The organism is Janthinobacterium sp. 78, assembly GCF_003096775.1.
Classification (GTDB): Bacteria; Pseudomonadota; Gammaproteobacteria; order Burkholderiales; family Burkholderiaceae_D; genus Janthinobacterium; species Janthinobacterium tructae.
On record NZ_QENT01000001.1, the window covers coordinates 1,181,051 to 1,196,347 of the forward strand.

Below are 15,297 nucleotides of genomic sequence, written 5' to 3' on the forward strand. Positions count from 1 at the left end.
GTGCCGATGCGTCTGCCGTGTCGTCCGGTTGTGCTGGTGTTTGCCGGCCTCGACCCTTCGGGCGGCGCCGGCCTGGCCGCCGATATTCTGGCCATTGCGGCGCAGGGCGCGCATGCCTTGCCCGTCATCACGGCATTGACGGTACAGGACAATGACCGCGTGTTTGCTGTCGAGCCTGTGGCGCCGGAATTGCTGCGCCGCCAGGCGCAGGCGCTGATCGACAAGGTGGCGATTCACGCCGTGAAGATCGGCATCCCTGGCAGTGCCGCGAATGCGGCCGTCATCGCGCAACTGATCGCGCAATTGCGGCAGGCGCGGCCCGATTTGCCCGTGGTGCTCGATCCCGTGCTGGCCAGCGGTCATGGCGACGTGCTCAGCCGGGACGACGCCGTGCTGGCGCTGGCGCCCTTGCTGCCGCTGACGACCGTGATCGTGCCGAACGGGCCGGAAGCGCTGGCCCTCGGTGGCGCAGAAAACCTGCGCGCGCAAGGCTGCCAGCACGTGCTGGTGACGGGCGGGCATGGCGACGGTGAGGCAGTGCTCAACCGTTGGTTTGATGCCGAGGGCGGCGAGCGTGAGTGGCGCTGGCCCCGTTTACCCGGCGAATTCCACGGCAGCGGCTGCACTCTGGCCTCGGCCATCGCGGCGCGCCTGGCGCTGGGCCAGGCACTGCCCGAAGCGCTGGATCTGGCGCAACGCTATTGCCATGCGGCCCTGGCCGATGCGTATGCGATTGCGCCAGGTCAACTCATGCCGCAACGATTCATTCAATAAGGAAATCATCATGCGTGGACTGTATCTGGTCACCCCGAACTGGGATGACACCGACCGCCTGCTCGACGTCAGTGAGCAAGCCTTGCAGGAAGGCGTGGCGCTGCTGCAATATCGCCACAAGAGCGCCGAGGCGGAGCAACGGCGCGAACAGGCCGGCGCCTTGATGGCGCTGGCCCGCAAGTATGGCGTGCCGTTCATCATCAATGACTTTATCGAACTGTGCGAAGAACTCGACGCGGACGGCGTGCACGTGGGTGGCACGGACGCGTCCGTGGCGCAGGTGCGCGCGCGCCTGGGCAAGGAGAAGATCGTCGGTGCCTCGTGCTATGGCGACATGGCCCTGGCACGGACGGCCGAGGCGGGCGGCGCCAGCTATGTGGCCTTCGGCGGCTTTTATCCGTCGCTGGTGAAAAAGTACCCGGTGACGACGCCCCTCGATATCGTGTTGCAAGCCAAGCGTGAGATCAGCTTGCCGTGCGTGGTGATCGGCGGCATGACGCCGGAGAACGCGGCGCCTCTGGCGGCACGCGGCGCCGACATGGTGGCGGCCATCAGCAGCGTCTATCAGGCGGACGATGTGAATATTGCGGTGCAGCAATTCAATCACTTGTTTGCGGTGTGAGCATGGACGTGAAGGGCTGGTTTGGGGGAATAATCGGCATATAATAAGAACATCATTCATTACCGAGGTCCCCCACCCATGAGTCAGCCAGCCGCCGCGAAACGCCTTATCCTGATCGTTGACGATGACCAGCTCCTGTTGGAATTCCTCGGCGAAATCCTGCGCCATGCCGGCTACGAGACGGCCCTGGCCCATTCGGCCGAAGTGGCGCTGCAAATGGTCGCCCAGCGCGAGCCGGACCTGGCCTTGCTCGACATCCACATGCCGGGCATGTCCGGCCTGGAACTGGCCAAGCGCTTGCATGGCGAAACGGGCGTGCCGTTCATGTTCCTGTCCGGCAGCGGCGACAGCGAATCGGGCAAGCAGGCGGCCGCCTACGGCGCCGTCGGCTACGTGGTGAAACCCGTCGATGAAGGCCGCTTGATGCCCGCCTTCGAAGCGGGCCTGGCGCGTGCCGATGAAATCCGCCAGCTGCGGCGCACCGAACTGAACCTGAATGCGGCGTTGGCCGCCGGGCGCGAAACCAGCCTGGCCGTCGGTTTGCTAATGGGCAAGTTCCAGACGGACCGCAACACGGCCTTCGAAGTGCTGCGCGACCACGCCCGCTCCAGCCGCCGCAAGATCAATGAAATCGCCAGCCAGCTGCTGCTGGCCGAGGAAACCCTGAACGGCTTGCACGGCGCTTTTTTGAACCGCGCGAAAAGCAAGTAGGTGTTGCGCCGGCGCCGGCGTGGCACGTCGGCGCCTGCCTTGTTATGATGTGACGCTACGGCGCGCTGGCGCGCCCGGTTCAACCATACACAGCACACACCACAGGACACACATGAAAACCAAAGCAGCGATTGCATGGAAGGCGGGCGCGCCTTTGACCATCGAGGAAGTCGATCTGGCCGGCCCGCGCGAGGGCGAGGTATTGGTCGAGATCAAGGCCACGGGCATTTGCCACACCGATTACTACACCTTGTCGGGCGCCGACCCGGAAGGCATCTTCCCGTCCATCCTCGGCCATGAAGGCGCCGGCATCGTCGTCGATGTAGGCCCTGGCGTGAAAAGCCTGAAAAAGGATGACCACGTCATTCCCCTGTACACGCCGGAATGCCGCCAGTGCAAATTCTGCCTGTCGCAAAAGACGAACCTGTGCCAGTCGATCCGCTCGACGCAGGGCCGCGGCCTGATGCCGGACGCGACCTCGCGCTTTTCCATCGACGGCAAGCCCATCTTCCATTACATGGGCACGTCCACCTTTTCCAACTATATCGTCGTGCCGGAAATTGCCCTGGCCAAGATCCGCGAAGACGCGCCGTTCGACAAGGTGTGCTACATCGGCTGCGGCGTGACGACGGGCGTGGGCGCCGTATTGTTCACGGCCAAGGTCGAGGCGGGCGCGAATGTGGTCGTCTTCGGCCTGGGCGGCATCGGCCTGAACGTGATCCAGGCGGCCAAGATGGTCGGCGCGGACAAGATCATCGGCGTCGACATCAACCCGGCGCGTCAGGCCATCGCGCGCAAGTTCGGCATGACGCATTTCGTCAATGCCAATGAAGTGGAGAACGTGGTCGACACCATCGTGCAACTGACTGACGGCGGCGCCGATTACAGTTTCGAATGCATCGGCAACACCACCACCATGCGCCAGTCGCTCGAATGCTGCCACAAGGGCTGGGGCCAGTCCATCATCATCGGCGTGGCGGCGGCCGGCCAGGAAATTTCCACGCGTCCATTCCAGCTGGTGACAGGGCGTGTATGGAAGGGTTCCGCCTTCGGCGGCGCGCGCGGCCGTACGGACGTGCCGAAGATCGTCGACTGGTATATGGAAGGCAAGCTCAATATCGATGATTTGATCACGCACCGTTTGAAGCTCGACGATATCAACCAGGGTTTCGACTTGATGAAGAGCGGCGAATCGATCCGCTCCGTCGTGCTGTATTAATTGAAATACGCCGTACCACGGCGTTTTTGCGGAGGCTGCGGCCTCCGTTTTTTTGCCGCCGCGTTTGCCATCCATCGGGCCTGGCTGTCGCCTAACCCTTCATCCCGGCAATTCATCGCACGGCGCTGGCGGTGCCGGCCGCCAGCGCTTATCGTGATTCTCGTCGCTGTACCACAGCGGCTTTACGGAGGCCCCTGGCCTCCTTTTTTTTTAACAGTGCTTTGCCACTCATCGCGCAAGCCTGCCGTCCAGGTGCACCTTTTTGCAGCCTGTCGCAGCGCGCTGGAGCCGTGAGCTCTCCGTCGTTAAAGTCAACGCTCCACTACTTTTGCGACGAGGCAGCCATGTCCACTTCCCACCGTTTGATCCTCAGCCTGGCCGGTATCCTGCTTGGCGGCAGCGCGCTGGCCGTGCAGCCGCCGCAGCCGCCCGCGCCACCGGCCCCGCCAGCCGCGCCCAGCGTGCAGGTCAGCCGTTCGCTCGACAAGGGTGAAAGTTATGCACTCGTTGATGGCGCCAGGGATGGTGAGGGCGTCATCGTTGTCGATAGCGATATTCATTCGCAGCAGGTGGAAAAGCTCAAGCGCTCGATCAAGGGACCCTTCCTGTGGTTCCGCGACCAGGGCCAGGCCTATGTGCTGCAGGATGCGGCCTTGCTGGGCAAGGTGCGCACGGCATGGCAGCCTTCGAGACAGCTGGGCAAGGAGATGAGCGCGCTCGGCGATCAAATGGGCGCGCATGGCAAGGCCATGGGCGAAATGGGCCGCAAGATGGGTGCCCGCAGCCTGGAAAAAGGCAGCGCGCGCGAGTCGGAACAGCTGCGCGCGCTGGGCCGCCAGCAGCAGGAACTGGGCCGCAAGCTTGGCGACGCTTCGCGCCGCCAGGCGCTGGCAACGAGCGACACGGCGCGCCGCGCGGCCGAGCGCGACGTGGAGCGCCTGCAGCAGCAGATGGAAGATGCGCAGGAAGAGATGGAAGAGATCAACGACCGCATCGCCGACGTGCACGAGCGCGAGGCCGAGAAAGTGGAGCAGATGTCGCGCCAGATGGAGCAACGCAGCAAGCCGATGGAAGCGCTGGGCAAGCAAATGGGCGACCTGGGCCGCCAGCAGGAAAAAGTTGTCAAGCTCGCCGACAAGACCACGCGCCAGGTGATCGCTCAGGCACTCAGCGAAGGCAAGGCAAAACTGGTGCGCTGAGTGCTGTGCCGAATCAGCGGGCCAGCGGCTTGCGCATCAGGCAGCGCAGCGCCGGATCGTGCCCGTCCTGCGCTTCGCGCGCCAGCTTGAGCGCATGCCTAGCGCCCAGCGCCACGGCCTCGATTTCGCTGAAGCCGTGGCGCGCATAGTAGGGCGCGTTCCACGGCAGGTGGCGATACGTGCTCAGTGTCAGCCAGGCGCAGCCCAGCGCCCGGGCATGGGCCGCCGCCGCGTCGAGCAGGCGCGCGCCCAGTCCCTGCCGTTGCTGCGGCAGTGCAACGGACAATTCCACGATGAACAACTGGCCGTCGAGCGGCTGGGCGGCCAGGAAACCCGCTGGCGCATCCTGCTCATCGGCGGCCACCCACACGCCGCCATCCTGCTGCAGCGCCTGCAAGGTCTCCAGTGGCAAGGGGTCGCCATGCGCCAGCCAGGCCAGTTCGGGGCCGGCCTGGGCAAACAGGATTGCGGCGCTGCGCTCGACCTGGGCCAGCAACGGCAGGTCGGCGCTGGTGGCTGCGTGGATGGCGTAACTCATGGTGTGTTCCACACGGAGGCCATGGCGCGGTATTGCGCCGGCAGCTGCTCCCTGGCGCCGTCCTCGCTGGCATACACGTCATCCTGCACGGTTTCCCACTGCGCGTCGCAGCTGAAACGGTAGACTTGCGCCTCGTCCCCGTAGCGGCACACGGCCAGGCCGTGGATGGCGACGGGGGCGGCGCCATGCTCATCGGTGACATGGCCGAACGGCACGTCGGACCAGGCCCAAGCCAGTACGCGGGCGCCGTCGAGGTGAGTGGGTGGTGTCATGGGATACGGGCTGCGGTGTCGGGATGCCGATTGTAGCGCGCGTGGGTAAAATGCCGCGACCGCTGGACAAATGCACAGTATTTTTAGCCATGCCGGTATAATCACGGCATGCAAAATCTTCTTCACAACCTCAATCCCGAACAATTGGCTGCCGTCACCTTGCCGGCCCAGCATGCGCTGATCCTGGCTGGCGCCGGTTCGGGCAAGACCCGCGTGCTGACCACCCGCATCGCCTGGCTGATCCAGACACAGCAGGTATCGCCGCCCGGCATCCTGGCCGTGACCTTTACCAACAAGGCCGCCAAGGAAATGCTCACGCGCCTGTCGGCCATGCTGCCAATCAACACGCGCGGCATGTGGATCGGTACCTTCCACGGCCTGTGCAACCGCTTGCTGCGCACGCACTACCGCGACGCCGCCTTGCCGCAAACGTTCCAGATCCTCGATTCGCAGGATCAATTGTCGGTGATCAAGCGCTTGTTGAAGGCGAACAATATCGATGATGAAAAATTCCCGCCGAAGACGGTGATGTATTTCATCAACAATGCCAAGGACCAGGGTTTGCGCGCCACGGACGTGGAAGCGTACGACGCGCACGAGCGCAAGATGGTCGAGCTGTACCAGCTGTATGACGACCAGTGCCAGCGCGAAGGCGTCGTCGATTTTGCGGAATTGCTGCTGCGCACGTACGAATTGCTCAGCCGCAACCAGCCGCTGCGCGAACACTACCAGGCGCGCTTCCGCCACATTTTGGTGGACGAGTTCCAGGATACGAATAATCTGCAATACAACTGGTTGAAATTGCTGGCCGGCCACGGCAGCCGCGATGGCGGCGCCCTGTTTGCCGTCGGCGACGATGACCAGAGCATCTACGCGTTTCGCGGCGCGAACGTGGGCAACATGAGCGCCTTCGAGCACGAGTTCCAGGTGAAGAACTTGATCAAGCTGGAGCAGAACTACCGCTCGCATGGTCACATCCTCGACAGCGCCAATGTGTTGATCGCGAACAATAGCAAGCGCCTGGGCAAGAATTTGCGCACGGACGCGGGCCATGGCGAGCAGGTGCGCGTGTATGAGGCCAGTTCCGACTTGCAGGAAGCGCAGTGGATCATCGAAGAGGCGAAAAGCCTGATCGCCGATGGCGCCTCGCGCAGCGAAATCGCGATTCTGTACCGCTCGAATGCGCAATCGCGCGTGATCGAACATGCGCTGTTTTCAGCCAGCATTCCGTACCACGTGTACGGCGGCCAGCGCTACTTCCAGCGCGCCGAGGTCAAGCACGCGATTGCCTATTTGCAATTGATGGACAATCCGCACAATGACTCCGCTTTCTTGCGCGTGGTCAATTTCCCCACGCGCGGTATCGGCATGCGCTCGATCGAGCAATTGCAGGCGGCGTCCGAGCAGTATGGCATCTCGCTGTACGCCTCGGTGCCTTACGTGGCGGGCAAGGCGGGCAGCGTGCTGGCCGGTTTCGTCAAGCTGATCGAAGGCGTGCGTTTCGAAACGCAGCAACTGTCGCTGCCGGAAATGGTCAGAGTGGTGCTGGAAGCGAGTACCTTGCTGCAGCATTATCAGAATGAAAAAGAAGGCGCCGACCGCATCGAGAATCTGGAGCAGATGGTCAGCGCGGCCAGCCAGTTCGTTTCCGAGGAAGGTTTCGGCCAGGCGGCACCGGCTCATCTGGGCCCAAGCGCCCAGGCGCAGTCGGGCGCGCCCGTCGTCAACCAGGATGGCATCGAGATTTTAGATGCCGACGCGCCGTTGCCGGCCGTCATGTCGCCGCTCTCCGCGTTTTTATCGCATGCGTCGCTGGAAGCCGGCGACAACCAGGCGCAGGCGGGCCAGGATGCGCTGCAGATGATGACGGTGCACTCGGCCAAGGGCCTGGAATTCGACAACGTGTTCATTACGGGCCTGGAAGAGGGCCTGTTCCCGCACGAAAGCAGCTCGAAGGAAGACAATGGCGTGGAAGAGGAACGCCGGCTGATGTACGTGGCCATCACGCGCGCGCGCAAGCGGCTGTACATGAGCTTTGCGCAGACGCGCATGCTGCACGGCCAGACGCGCTACAACATGAAGTCGCGTTTCTTTGACGAGTTGCCGGAAGAAGCGCTGAAATGGCTGTCGCCGAAGGTGCAGGCGAACTGGTTCGGCAACCGCAAGTCGGCCTGGGACGAGGCGCCCAAGGTGGCCAGCCTGGGTTCGGACAATGCGATTGCACAAAAGATCGCGCAAAAAGCCACGGGCGGCGGCTGGCGCATCGGCGAATCGGTGGCGCATGCCAAGTTCGGCGAAGGCGTGATCGTCAATATCGAAGGCGGCGGCGGCAATGCCCGCGCGCAGATCAATTTTGGCCAGCATGGCATGAAGGTGCTGGACCTGGGGATTGCCAAGCTGGAACGGCTGGGACGGTGATGTAGAACGCGGGATGGCTGACGATGGCGTCGGATTACGCCTTCGGCTAATCCGACCTACGCCTGGAACGGTGATCTGGTCTGGCGCGTAGGTCGGATTAGTGCAGCGTAATCCGACAACATTGTTGGCGTGCAAGGCATTCGATATATAAAAAGGGGCAGCCTGCGCAGGCTGCCATTTTTTACGTCTGGCCGGCGATCACTCGCCGGTCTTGTCCAGCGACACCGTCTTGTTCTCATCGACGGGCACGCCGAAGATCTGGCGGTAGGCGGCGTAAAACGAGCAATGCATGATGATGGTCAAGATCATCGACAGGGGCATCATCAGCTGCATCATCAGCGGCGTGCGGCCAAAGATGACGGCCAGTAACTGGCTGGTGACGACGCTGATGGCGAACCAGGTGGAAGCGAAGACGATGAAGGCCGACAGCGAGCGCCAGACGGCGAAAAAGCTGAAGAACAGCGCCTTGCCCAGGCTGATGCGTTGCCAGTAGATCAGCGGCGCGGCAAAGCAGAAGGCCATGGCGGCGGGCACGTACAGCACGATGGCCAGCAGGATGCCCAGACCCAGGCGCGATTCGGGGATGGCGGCGCGCGCCGCTTCTTCCGTCAATTGCCCCGTGACCAGTTGCCACAGCAAGCCGTCGTCCACCAGGCTCGAGGCGCCGATGGCGACGATGGCCATCAGGATGTACAGCACGCCCAGGCCCAGCAGGGAAGCAAGCGCCGGCTTGCGGAAGCCCGAGATCAACAGGCTGGGCAAGACGCGCTTGCCCTGGTCGATATTCAGGCAGCCTTGCACGAAGGCGATGGAAAACACGGGGACCAGGATGACGGGCAGCATTTGGCCGAGCAGGGGCACGATGCTGACGGCCAGCATGCAGAACATATAGCCGAGAAACAGCATCGACATGCCGCCAGGTTGCTTGCGAAACAGGGAGAATCCCTGTTTCACCCATTGCCAACCTGTACTTGCAGGTAATTTTTCCATGTTTAAAACAGTTCCGGGGCAGGTGTGGCGATACGTTCGCGCAGAATGCGTTCGAAATGCGTGGGATCGTGCGGGGTCAGCATTTCCGCTTCGCGCGGCTGGTAATAATCGTACAGGCGTGACAGCCAGAAGCGTAGCGCGGCAGCGCGCAGCATTGCTTGCCATGCCGTCTGTTCTTCCTGCGTGAACGGGCGCACGGCCTGGTAGGCGTCGAGCAGGGCGCGCACGCGCACCTTGTCGAGCACGCCCGTGGCCAGGTCCACGCACCAGTCGTTGACGGTGACGGCCACGTCGAACAGCCAGGTGTCGCAGCCGGCAAAATAAAAGTCGAAAAAGCCCGTCAGTTGCTCGCCGTCAAACATGACGTTGTTGCGGAACAAGTCGGCATGCACGGGGCCGCGCGGGATGGCTTTATACGTATCGCAGGCCGCAAAGGCGTCCTGGAAATGGATTTCCGCGCGCAGCAAATGCGCCTTGGCATCGTCGAGGTGGTGCAAGACCAGCGGTGTGGTGGCGTTCCACCACTGCAGTCCCCGCAAATTCGGCTGCTGCAGGGGGAAGTCCTGCGCCGCCAGGTGCATCTTCGCCAGCATGGCGCCGACAGCGGCGCAATGCACGGCTTGCGGCGCCATCTGCGAGCTGCCGTCGAGTTTGCTGACGATGGCGGCCGGCTTGCCTTGCAGGGCCGTCACCAGCTCGCCATTCGCGTTGGCGATCGGCGCGGGCACCAGCACGCCCCGGTCCGCCAAATGGCGCATCAGTTGCAGATAAAACGGCAATTGCTCGAAGCTGAGGTTTTCAAAGATCGTCAGCACATACTCGCCGCGCTCCGTGCTCAGGAAGAAATTGCTGTTTTCGATGCCGGACGCGATGCCCTTGAGCGCCAGAGGTTTGCCGAGTGGAAACTGCGTGAGCCACTGGCCGATATCGTCCAGGTGTAGCGCGGTAAAAACTGCCATGGGAAAGAGGGGAATGGTCTAAAAGGTCAAAAAAAGCCGGCTGCCCCGCAGGTGGCCGGGGCAGGGCAGAAGAGAGTGGCTGCTTACTTCGCTGCTGCGGGTGGTGCTGGCGCGTCTGCTGCCTCTTCGTCGCGTTGTTTCTGTTTCTTCTTGCCCAGGTCGAATTCCAGCACTTTCCATTGCGGGCCGCGCAGGGCGTTGCCATTGGCCTGGTCGGCGCCGGCGGCCGGCTTCATGTAATAGGTGCTGCCGCCGCTGGTGACTTTCACTTCGCTGGTGACACCCGCTTCGCGTTTTTCGGTGATCTGCTGCTTGGCCGCCGCTGGCGCCACGGTGATGGGCGCTTCGCCCATTTCCTCGATACGTTCGAGCTGTGGCGGCGCTTCGCTCGGTTTGGCCGGCGTCTGGGCGCTGGCTATGGCCGAACATGCCAGCAGGGGCAGGGCGAGGAATGTCCAGAGTGTCGATGTACGCATCATGATGGGTTCGCTTCCATGTGTGGGACTGCAGCGCGTGCAGTGGTGTATTGCCGTCAATTTATCTATAAGGCATTGTAACAAACTGGTAGGCAATGCTGTTTAAATGCGCGGAAATGGCCGGCAGTGGCAGCCCGCACGCTTGCACGGGGCCGCCTGAGGGGCAAAAACGCCAGGAACGGCATGCGTGGCGACCGGTGGCGCGGCCCTAAACTCTGCGATAATTGGGCGATATTCCACCCGCCCGCCGCTGTTTCTTCCCGACTGGCGCGGCTCACCTTATTTTATTGGCATTATGCAAAACACCCTGCTGTTAGTCGACGGTTCCAGTTACCTTTATCGCGCCTTCCATGCGCTGCCCGACCTGCGCAGCCCGGACGGCTATCCCACGGGCGCCATGCACGGCATGGTCAACATGTTGCGCCGCCTGCGCGCCGATTACCCGGCCGCCTACATCGCCTGCGTGTTCGATGCCAAGGGTAAAACCTTCCGCGACGACATGTATCCCGAGTACAAGGCTACGCGCGCCTCGATGCCGGACGACCTGCGTTTGCAGATCGAACCGATCCACGAAGCCGTGCGCGCCATGGGCTGGCCCATCTTGATGGTCGACGGCGTGGAAGCGGACGATGTGATCGGCACCCTGGCCGTACAGGCCGCTAGCGCCGGCATGAACGTGGTGGTCTCCACGGGCGACAAGGATCTGGCGCAGCTGGTCAACAGCCAGGTGACCCTGATCAATACCATGAGCAATGAAAAGCTCGACGAAGCGGCCGTGCTGGCCAAGTTCGGCGTGCCGCCAAACCGCATCATCGACTATCTGTCGCTGATCGGCGATACCGTCGACAACGTGCCTGGCGTGTCGAAATGCGGCCCGAAAACGGCCGTCAAATGGCTGACCTTGTATGACAGCCTGGAAGGCGTGATGGAAAACGCGGCCAAGGTGGGCGGCGCCGTGGGTGAGCACCTGCGCACGGCCCTGCCATGGCTGCCGCAGGCGCGCGCCTTGATCACCGTCAAGACCGATTGCGATCTGTCCGGTCACATGACGACGATCGCCGACTCGCTGGTGGCGAAACACGAAGACAAGGAAGCCTTGCTGGCCTTCTTCAACCGCTACGGCTTCAAGGCCCTGCTGCGCGAACTGGGTGCGGCGCCGCCACCGATGTCCCCAGTCGGCGCACCGGTAGCCACGACGAACACCACGGGCGACATGTTCGCCGATGCCGCACCTAAGGTGGAAGCCGTGTATGAAACCGTGCTGACGGACGAGCAGCTGGACAAATGGATCGCCCTGATCGATGCGGCGCCTTTGACGGCCGTCGACACGGAAACCACCTCGCTGGAACCGATGACGGCGCAGATGGTCGGCATTTCCCTCTCCGTGGCCGAACACGCCGCCTGCTACATCCCGCTGGCGCACGATTACGCGGGCGCGCCGGATCAGTTGACCCGCGAACACGTGCTGGCGAAGCTGCGCCCATGGCTGGAAGATGCGAACAAGCCCAAGCTGGGCCAGAACCTGAAATATGACAGCCATATCTTCGCCAACCATGGCGTGACGTTGCGCGGCATCGCCCACGATACCCTGCTCGAATCGTATGTGTTCGAATCGCACAAGAAGCACGACATGGACAGCCTGGCCCTGCGCCACCTGAACTACACGACGATCCCGTTCGAGGATGTGTGCGGCAAGGGCGTCAAGCAGATCACGTTCAATCAAGTCGAGGTAGAGCAGGCGGCCAGGTATGCGGCCGAGGATGCCGACGTCACCTTGCGCTTGCACAATGCCATGTGGGGCAATGTGGCTGGTGATGAAAAACTCACCTTCATCTATGAAAAGATCGAGATGCCGACGGCCGTGGTCTTGCAAAAGATCGAGCGCAACGGCGTGCTGATCGACGACGAATTGCTCAACATCCAGTCGGCCGAACTGGCCGTCAAAATCCTGGAGCTGGAAAAGAAAGCGTATGAGCTGGCCGAGCAGCCGTTCAACCTGGGTTCGCCCAAGCAGATCGGCGAAATCTTCTTTGAGAAATTGAAGCTGCCGGTAATTAAAAAAACCCCGACGGGCGCGCCTTCGACGGATGAAGAAGTGCTGCAAAAGCTGGCCGAGGATTATCCGTTGCCGAAAGTGCTGCTCGAATACCGTGGCATGGCCAAGCTGAAATCGACCTACACGGATAAATTGCCGAAGATGATCAACGTCACCACGGGCCGGGTGCACACGAACTATGCGCAAGCCGTGGCCGTGACGGGGCGCTTGGCGTCGAACGATCCGAATCTGCAGAATATTCCCATCCGCAGCGCGGAAGGGCGCCGCATTCGCGAAGCGTTCATCGCGCCGCCGGGCAGCCATATCGTCTCGGCCGACTATTCGCAGATCGAATTGCGCATCATGGCGCACATCTCGGGCGATGAAGCCATGCTGCGCGCATTTGCCGACGGCATCGACATTCACCGCGCCACGGCCGCTGAAATCTTTGGCGTGCCGGCTGCGGAAGTGCAAAGCGAACAACGCCGCTACGCCAAGGTCATCAACTTCGGCTTGATCTACGGCATGAGCGCATTTGGCCTGGCCGGTAACCTGGGTGTGGACCGCACGGCTGCGCAAAGCTATATCGACCGCTACTTCGCGCGTTTCTCGGGCGTGAAACAGTATATGGAAGACACGCGCCAGCAAGCCAAGGCGCGCGGCTACGTGGAAACCGTGTTCGGCCGCCGTTTGTGGCTGCCGGAAATCAATTCGCCAAACGGCCCGCGCCGCCAGGGCGCGGAACGGGCGGCGATCAACGCACCGATGCAAGGCACGGCCGCCGACCTGATCAAGCTGGCCATGATCGCCGTGCAAGGCTGGCTGGAAACGGACGGCTTGCAAACAAAAATGATCATGCAGGTGCACGATGAACTGGTGCTGGAAGTGCCGGACGCGGAACTGGAACTGGTCAAACGCAAGCTGCCGGAATTGATGGCGGGCGTGGCCGAGTTGAAAGTGCCGTTGACGGCGGAAGTCGGTATTGGTAAAAATTGGGACGAAGCGCACTGATGCGGTGTCGGCTTACGCGGGGCATGCCCCGCTAAGCCGACCTACGTGCCGATCAAGAGTGGTGAGCAGTGACCGTAGGTCGGCCTAGCGCAGCGTAAGCCGACATTTTCAAACACACTACATCCAGGAGAAACGCATGAGCGACATGATCACCGATTGTGAGAGTTTGCTGGGCCAGAGCAGCTTGTCCGGGCCGGACGGCCGGCGTGGTTTCCTGAAGGTAGCGCTGGGCACGGGTTTTGCCGTGGCCGTGCTGCCCGTGGCGGCGCAAAACGTCATCAAGACGGATTCCGCCGGGCTCGTCACGGGCAGCATGTCGGTGATGGTCGATGGCCAGGCCGTGCCCGTGTATGCGGCCCAGCCGGAAGGCAAGACGGGTTTGCCCGTCGTGTTGGTCATTTCGGAAATCTTTGGCGTGCATGAACATATCGCCGACATGGCGCGCCGCTTCGCCAAACAGGGGTATCTGGCGCTGGCGCCCGATCTGTTCGTGCGCCAGGGCGATCCGACCAAGGTCAGCAGTATTCCGGAACTCATGAAAGGCATCATCGCCAGGACGCCGGACGCACAAGTGATGGCGGACCTCGACGCTGTTGTTGCGTGGGCGAAACAGAATGGCGGTGACACGAGCCGCCTGGGCATGACGGGCTTTTGCTGGGGCGGGCGCATCACGTGGTTGTACGCGGCGCACAATCCGGCCGTCAAGGCGGGCGTGGCCTGGTATGGCCGCCTGGTGGGCGAGCCGACTCCCTTGCAGCCAAGCAACCCCATCGATATCGCCCCGACCTTGAAAGTCCCCGTGCTGGGCTTGTATGGCGGCAAGGATACGGGCATCAGCCAGGAATCGATCGCCAAGATGAAGGACGCGCTGGCCAAGGGCGGCAACAAGTCGGAATTCGTCGTGTATCCCGATGCGGGCCACGCCTTCAACGCCGATTACCGCCCCAGCTATGTGGCGGCCGATGCGAAAGACGGCTATGCGCGTTGTTTAGCCTGGTTCAAGAGCCACGGTGTGGCGTGATCTGCAGCAGAAAAACACCGCATTTCCCAGAAGTTAACGCGAAAGGCGCACCGGGCTGTAAAATGCCCGCTGCGCGCCAATGCAGTACAATTGCATCTTCATCGCGCCACGCTGCCGCCAGACGCGCAAAAAATTAAACAATAGATAACAACGCATTCATCAGGCCAGACGCCAGCATCGCGGGCGCCAGTGACCCGGCGCCATTTTGAGGTAAGAAAATCATCGATCCCGTCCTTATATCCATTTTGCTCGCGACCACGCTCGCGGGTGTGTTGAGCATTACCGCGGCGGCGATCTTTTCGTTTGCATTCCTGTCCAAGGTGGTCGAGCGCATGGTCAGCTTGTCCGTTGGCATCATGTTGTCGACGTCATTGCTGCATGCCTTGCCCGAAGCGTTCGAATCGCAAGCGGACCCGCGCAGCCTGTTCGCCACCCTGCTGGCGGGCTTGCTGGCCTTCTTCATGCTGGAGAAATTTGCCATCCTGCGCCATTCGCACCACCACGAAGGCGATGGCCACCACCATGCGCACGGCCACGACAAGCACGAGGCGGGCAAGGCCGGCTGGATGATCCTGGTCGGCGACGGCATGCACAATTTTACGGACGGCATCCTGATCGCCGCCGCCTTCCTGGCCGACCCGAAGCTGGGCCTGGTCACGGGCCTGGCCATCATCGCGCATGAAATCCCGCAGGAAATCGGTGATTTTATCGTGTTGCTCAATGCCGGCTTCTCGCGTTTGCGCGCCTACATCTTCAATCTGCTGTGCAGCCTGATGGCGGTGGCCGGCGGCTTGCTCGGCTATTTCACCCTGGACCGCGCCAGCAATCTGATTCCCTACGTGCTCGTGTTCGCCTCGTCCGGCTTCATCTATATCGCCCTGTCTGATCTGATGCCGCAGATGCAGCGCCGCGCCACCTTGCGCGAAACCATTCCGCAAGTGCTGCTGATCGCATTGGGCGTGTGCATCGTGCTGTTCCTGACGCACAAGCGCCACGGCGGTTGATGCGCGGCGCTGCCGGGTGTAGTATTGCCTTTCTGACTAACTTGCACA

At 62.1% G+C, this 15,297-nt stretch carries 14 protein-coding genes; 9 read left to right on the forward strand and 5 right to left on the reverse strand.

What is annotated here, in order from left to right:
- The first annotated feature begins 6 nt into the window (after positions 1-6).
- The 5 genes from C8C92_RS05210 (at position 7) to C8C92_RS05230 (ending at position 4,525) form a co-directional block, all read left to right on the forward strand.
- Positions 7-774 (forward strand): hydroxymethylpyrimidine/phosphomethylpyrimidine kinase, encoded by a 768-nt coding sequence (locus tag C8C92_RS05210; RefSeq protein WP_116745851.1) that lies wholly within the window; start codon positions 7-9, stop codon positions 772-774.
- Positions 775-784: 10 nt separating this feature from the next.
- A complete protein-coding gene (thiE, locus tag C8C92_RS05215; protein ID WP_116743183.1) occupies positions 785-1,396 on the forward strand; it encodes a thiamine phosphate synthase in 612 nt (203 codons plus the stop codon).
- 78 nt (positions 1,397-1,474) lie between these two features.
- Positions 1,475-2,107 carry a response regulator gene (locus tag C8C92_RS05220; RefSeq protein WP_099760683.1) on the forward strand — a complete coding sequence of 211 codons (633 nt, stop codon included), beginning with the start codon at positions 1,475-1,477 and terminating at the stop codon, positions 2,105-2,107.
- A gap of 112 nt (positions 2,108-2,219) precedes the next feature.
- Entirely contained in the window at positions 2,220-3,326 is a 1,107-nt protein-coding gene (locus C8C92_RS05225; RefSeq protein ID WP_034749160.1) for an S-(hydroxymethyl)glutathione dehydrogenase/class III alcohol dehydrogenase, read from the forward strand.
- Positions 3,327-3,670: 344 nt separating this feature from the next.
- Positions 3,671-4,525: a hypothetical protein gene (locus C8C92_RS05230; RefSeq protein ID WP_133250697.1), complete on the forward strand. Its 855-nt coding sequence runs from the start codon at positions 3,671-3,673 to the stop codon at positions 4,523-4,525.
- A gap of 13 nt (positions 4,526-4,538) precedes the next feature.
- On the opposite strand, the gene C8C92_RS05235 is transcribed toward C8C92_RS05230, so the two are convergent.
- A complete protein-coding gene (locus tag C8C92_RS05235; protein ID WP_116743184.1) occupies positions 4,539-5,063 on the reverse strand; it encodes a GNAT family N-acetyltransferase in 525 nt (174 codons plus the stop codon).
- The gene (locus C8C92_RS05240) at positions 5,060-5,335 is read right to left on the reverse strand and encodes a hypothetical protein (protein WP_099760679.1); all 276 of its coding nucleotides are present in this window, start codon (positions 5,333-5,335) and stop codon (positions 5,060-5,062) included. The genes C8C92_RS05235 and C8C92_RS05240 overlap by 4 nt, the downstream gene beginning before the upstream one ends.
- Before the next feature lie 108 nt (positions 5,336-5,443).
- Here C8C92_RS05240 and C8C92_RS05245 point away from each other — a divergent pair, with 108 nt between their 5' ends.
- Entirely contained in the window at positions 5,444-7,753 is a 2,310-nt protein-coding gene (locus tag C8C92_RS05245; RefSeq protein ID WP_099760678.1) for a UvrD-helicase domain-containing protein, read from the forward strand.
- A gap of 198 nt (positions 7,754-7,951) precedes the next feature.
- On the opposite strand, the gene C8C92_RS05250 is transcribed toward C8C92_RS05245, so the two are convergent.
- The 3 genes from C8C92_RS05250 to C8C92_RS05260 all read right to left on the reverse strand — a co-directional run bounded on the left by C8C92_RS05250 (position 7,952) and on the right by C8C92_RS05260 (position 10,181).
- Positions 7,952-8,743 (reverse strand): BPSS1780 family membrane protein, encoded by a 792-nt coding sequence (locus C8C92_RS05250; RefSeq protein ID WP_116743185.1) that lies wholly within the window; start codon positions 8,741-8,743, stop codon positions 7,952-7,954.
- A gap of 2 nt (positions 8,744-8,745) precedes the next feature.
- Positions 8,746-9,702, reverse strand: a complete 957-nt coding sequence (locus tag C8C92_RS05255) for a homoserine kinase (RefSeq protein ID WP_116743186.1) — start codon at positions 9,700-9,702, stop codon at positions 8,746-8,748.
- An 83-nt stretch (positions 9,703-9,785) separates the two neighbouring features.
- Entirely contained in the window at positions 9,786-10,181 is a 396-nt protein-coding gene (locus C8C92_RS05260) for a hypothetical protein (protein WP_116743187.1), read from the reverse strand.
- Between the two features lie 292 nt (positions 10,182-10,473).
- On the opposite strand from C8C92_RS05260, the gene polA reads away from it, so the two are divergent.
- The 3 genes from polA (at position 10,474) to C8C92_RS05275 (ending at position 15,249) form a co-directional block, all read left to right on the forward strand.
- Entirely contained in the window at positions 10,474-13,224 is a 2,751-nt protein-coding gene (gene polA / locus C8C92_RS05265) for a DNA polymerase I (protein ID WP_116743188.1), read from the forward strand.
- 136 nt (positions 13,225-13,360) lie between these two features.
- Complete coding sequence (locus tag C8C92_RS05270) at positions 13,361-14,245, forward strand: dienelactone hydrolase family protein (RefSeq protein WP_099760673.1); 885 nt, start codon at positions 13,361-13,363, stop codon at positions 14,243-14,245.
- 245 nt (positions 14,246-14,490) lie between these two features.
- Positions 14,491-15,249: a ZIP family metal transporter gene (locus tag C8C92_RS05275; RefSeq protein WP_071079461.1), complete on the forward strand. Its 759-nt coding sequence runs from the start codon at positions 14,491-14,493 to the stop codon at positions 15,247-15,249.
- Positions 15,250-15,297: the final 48 nt, after the last annotated feature.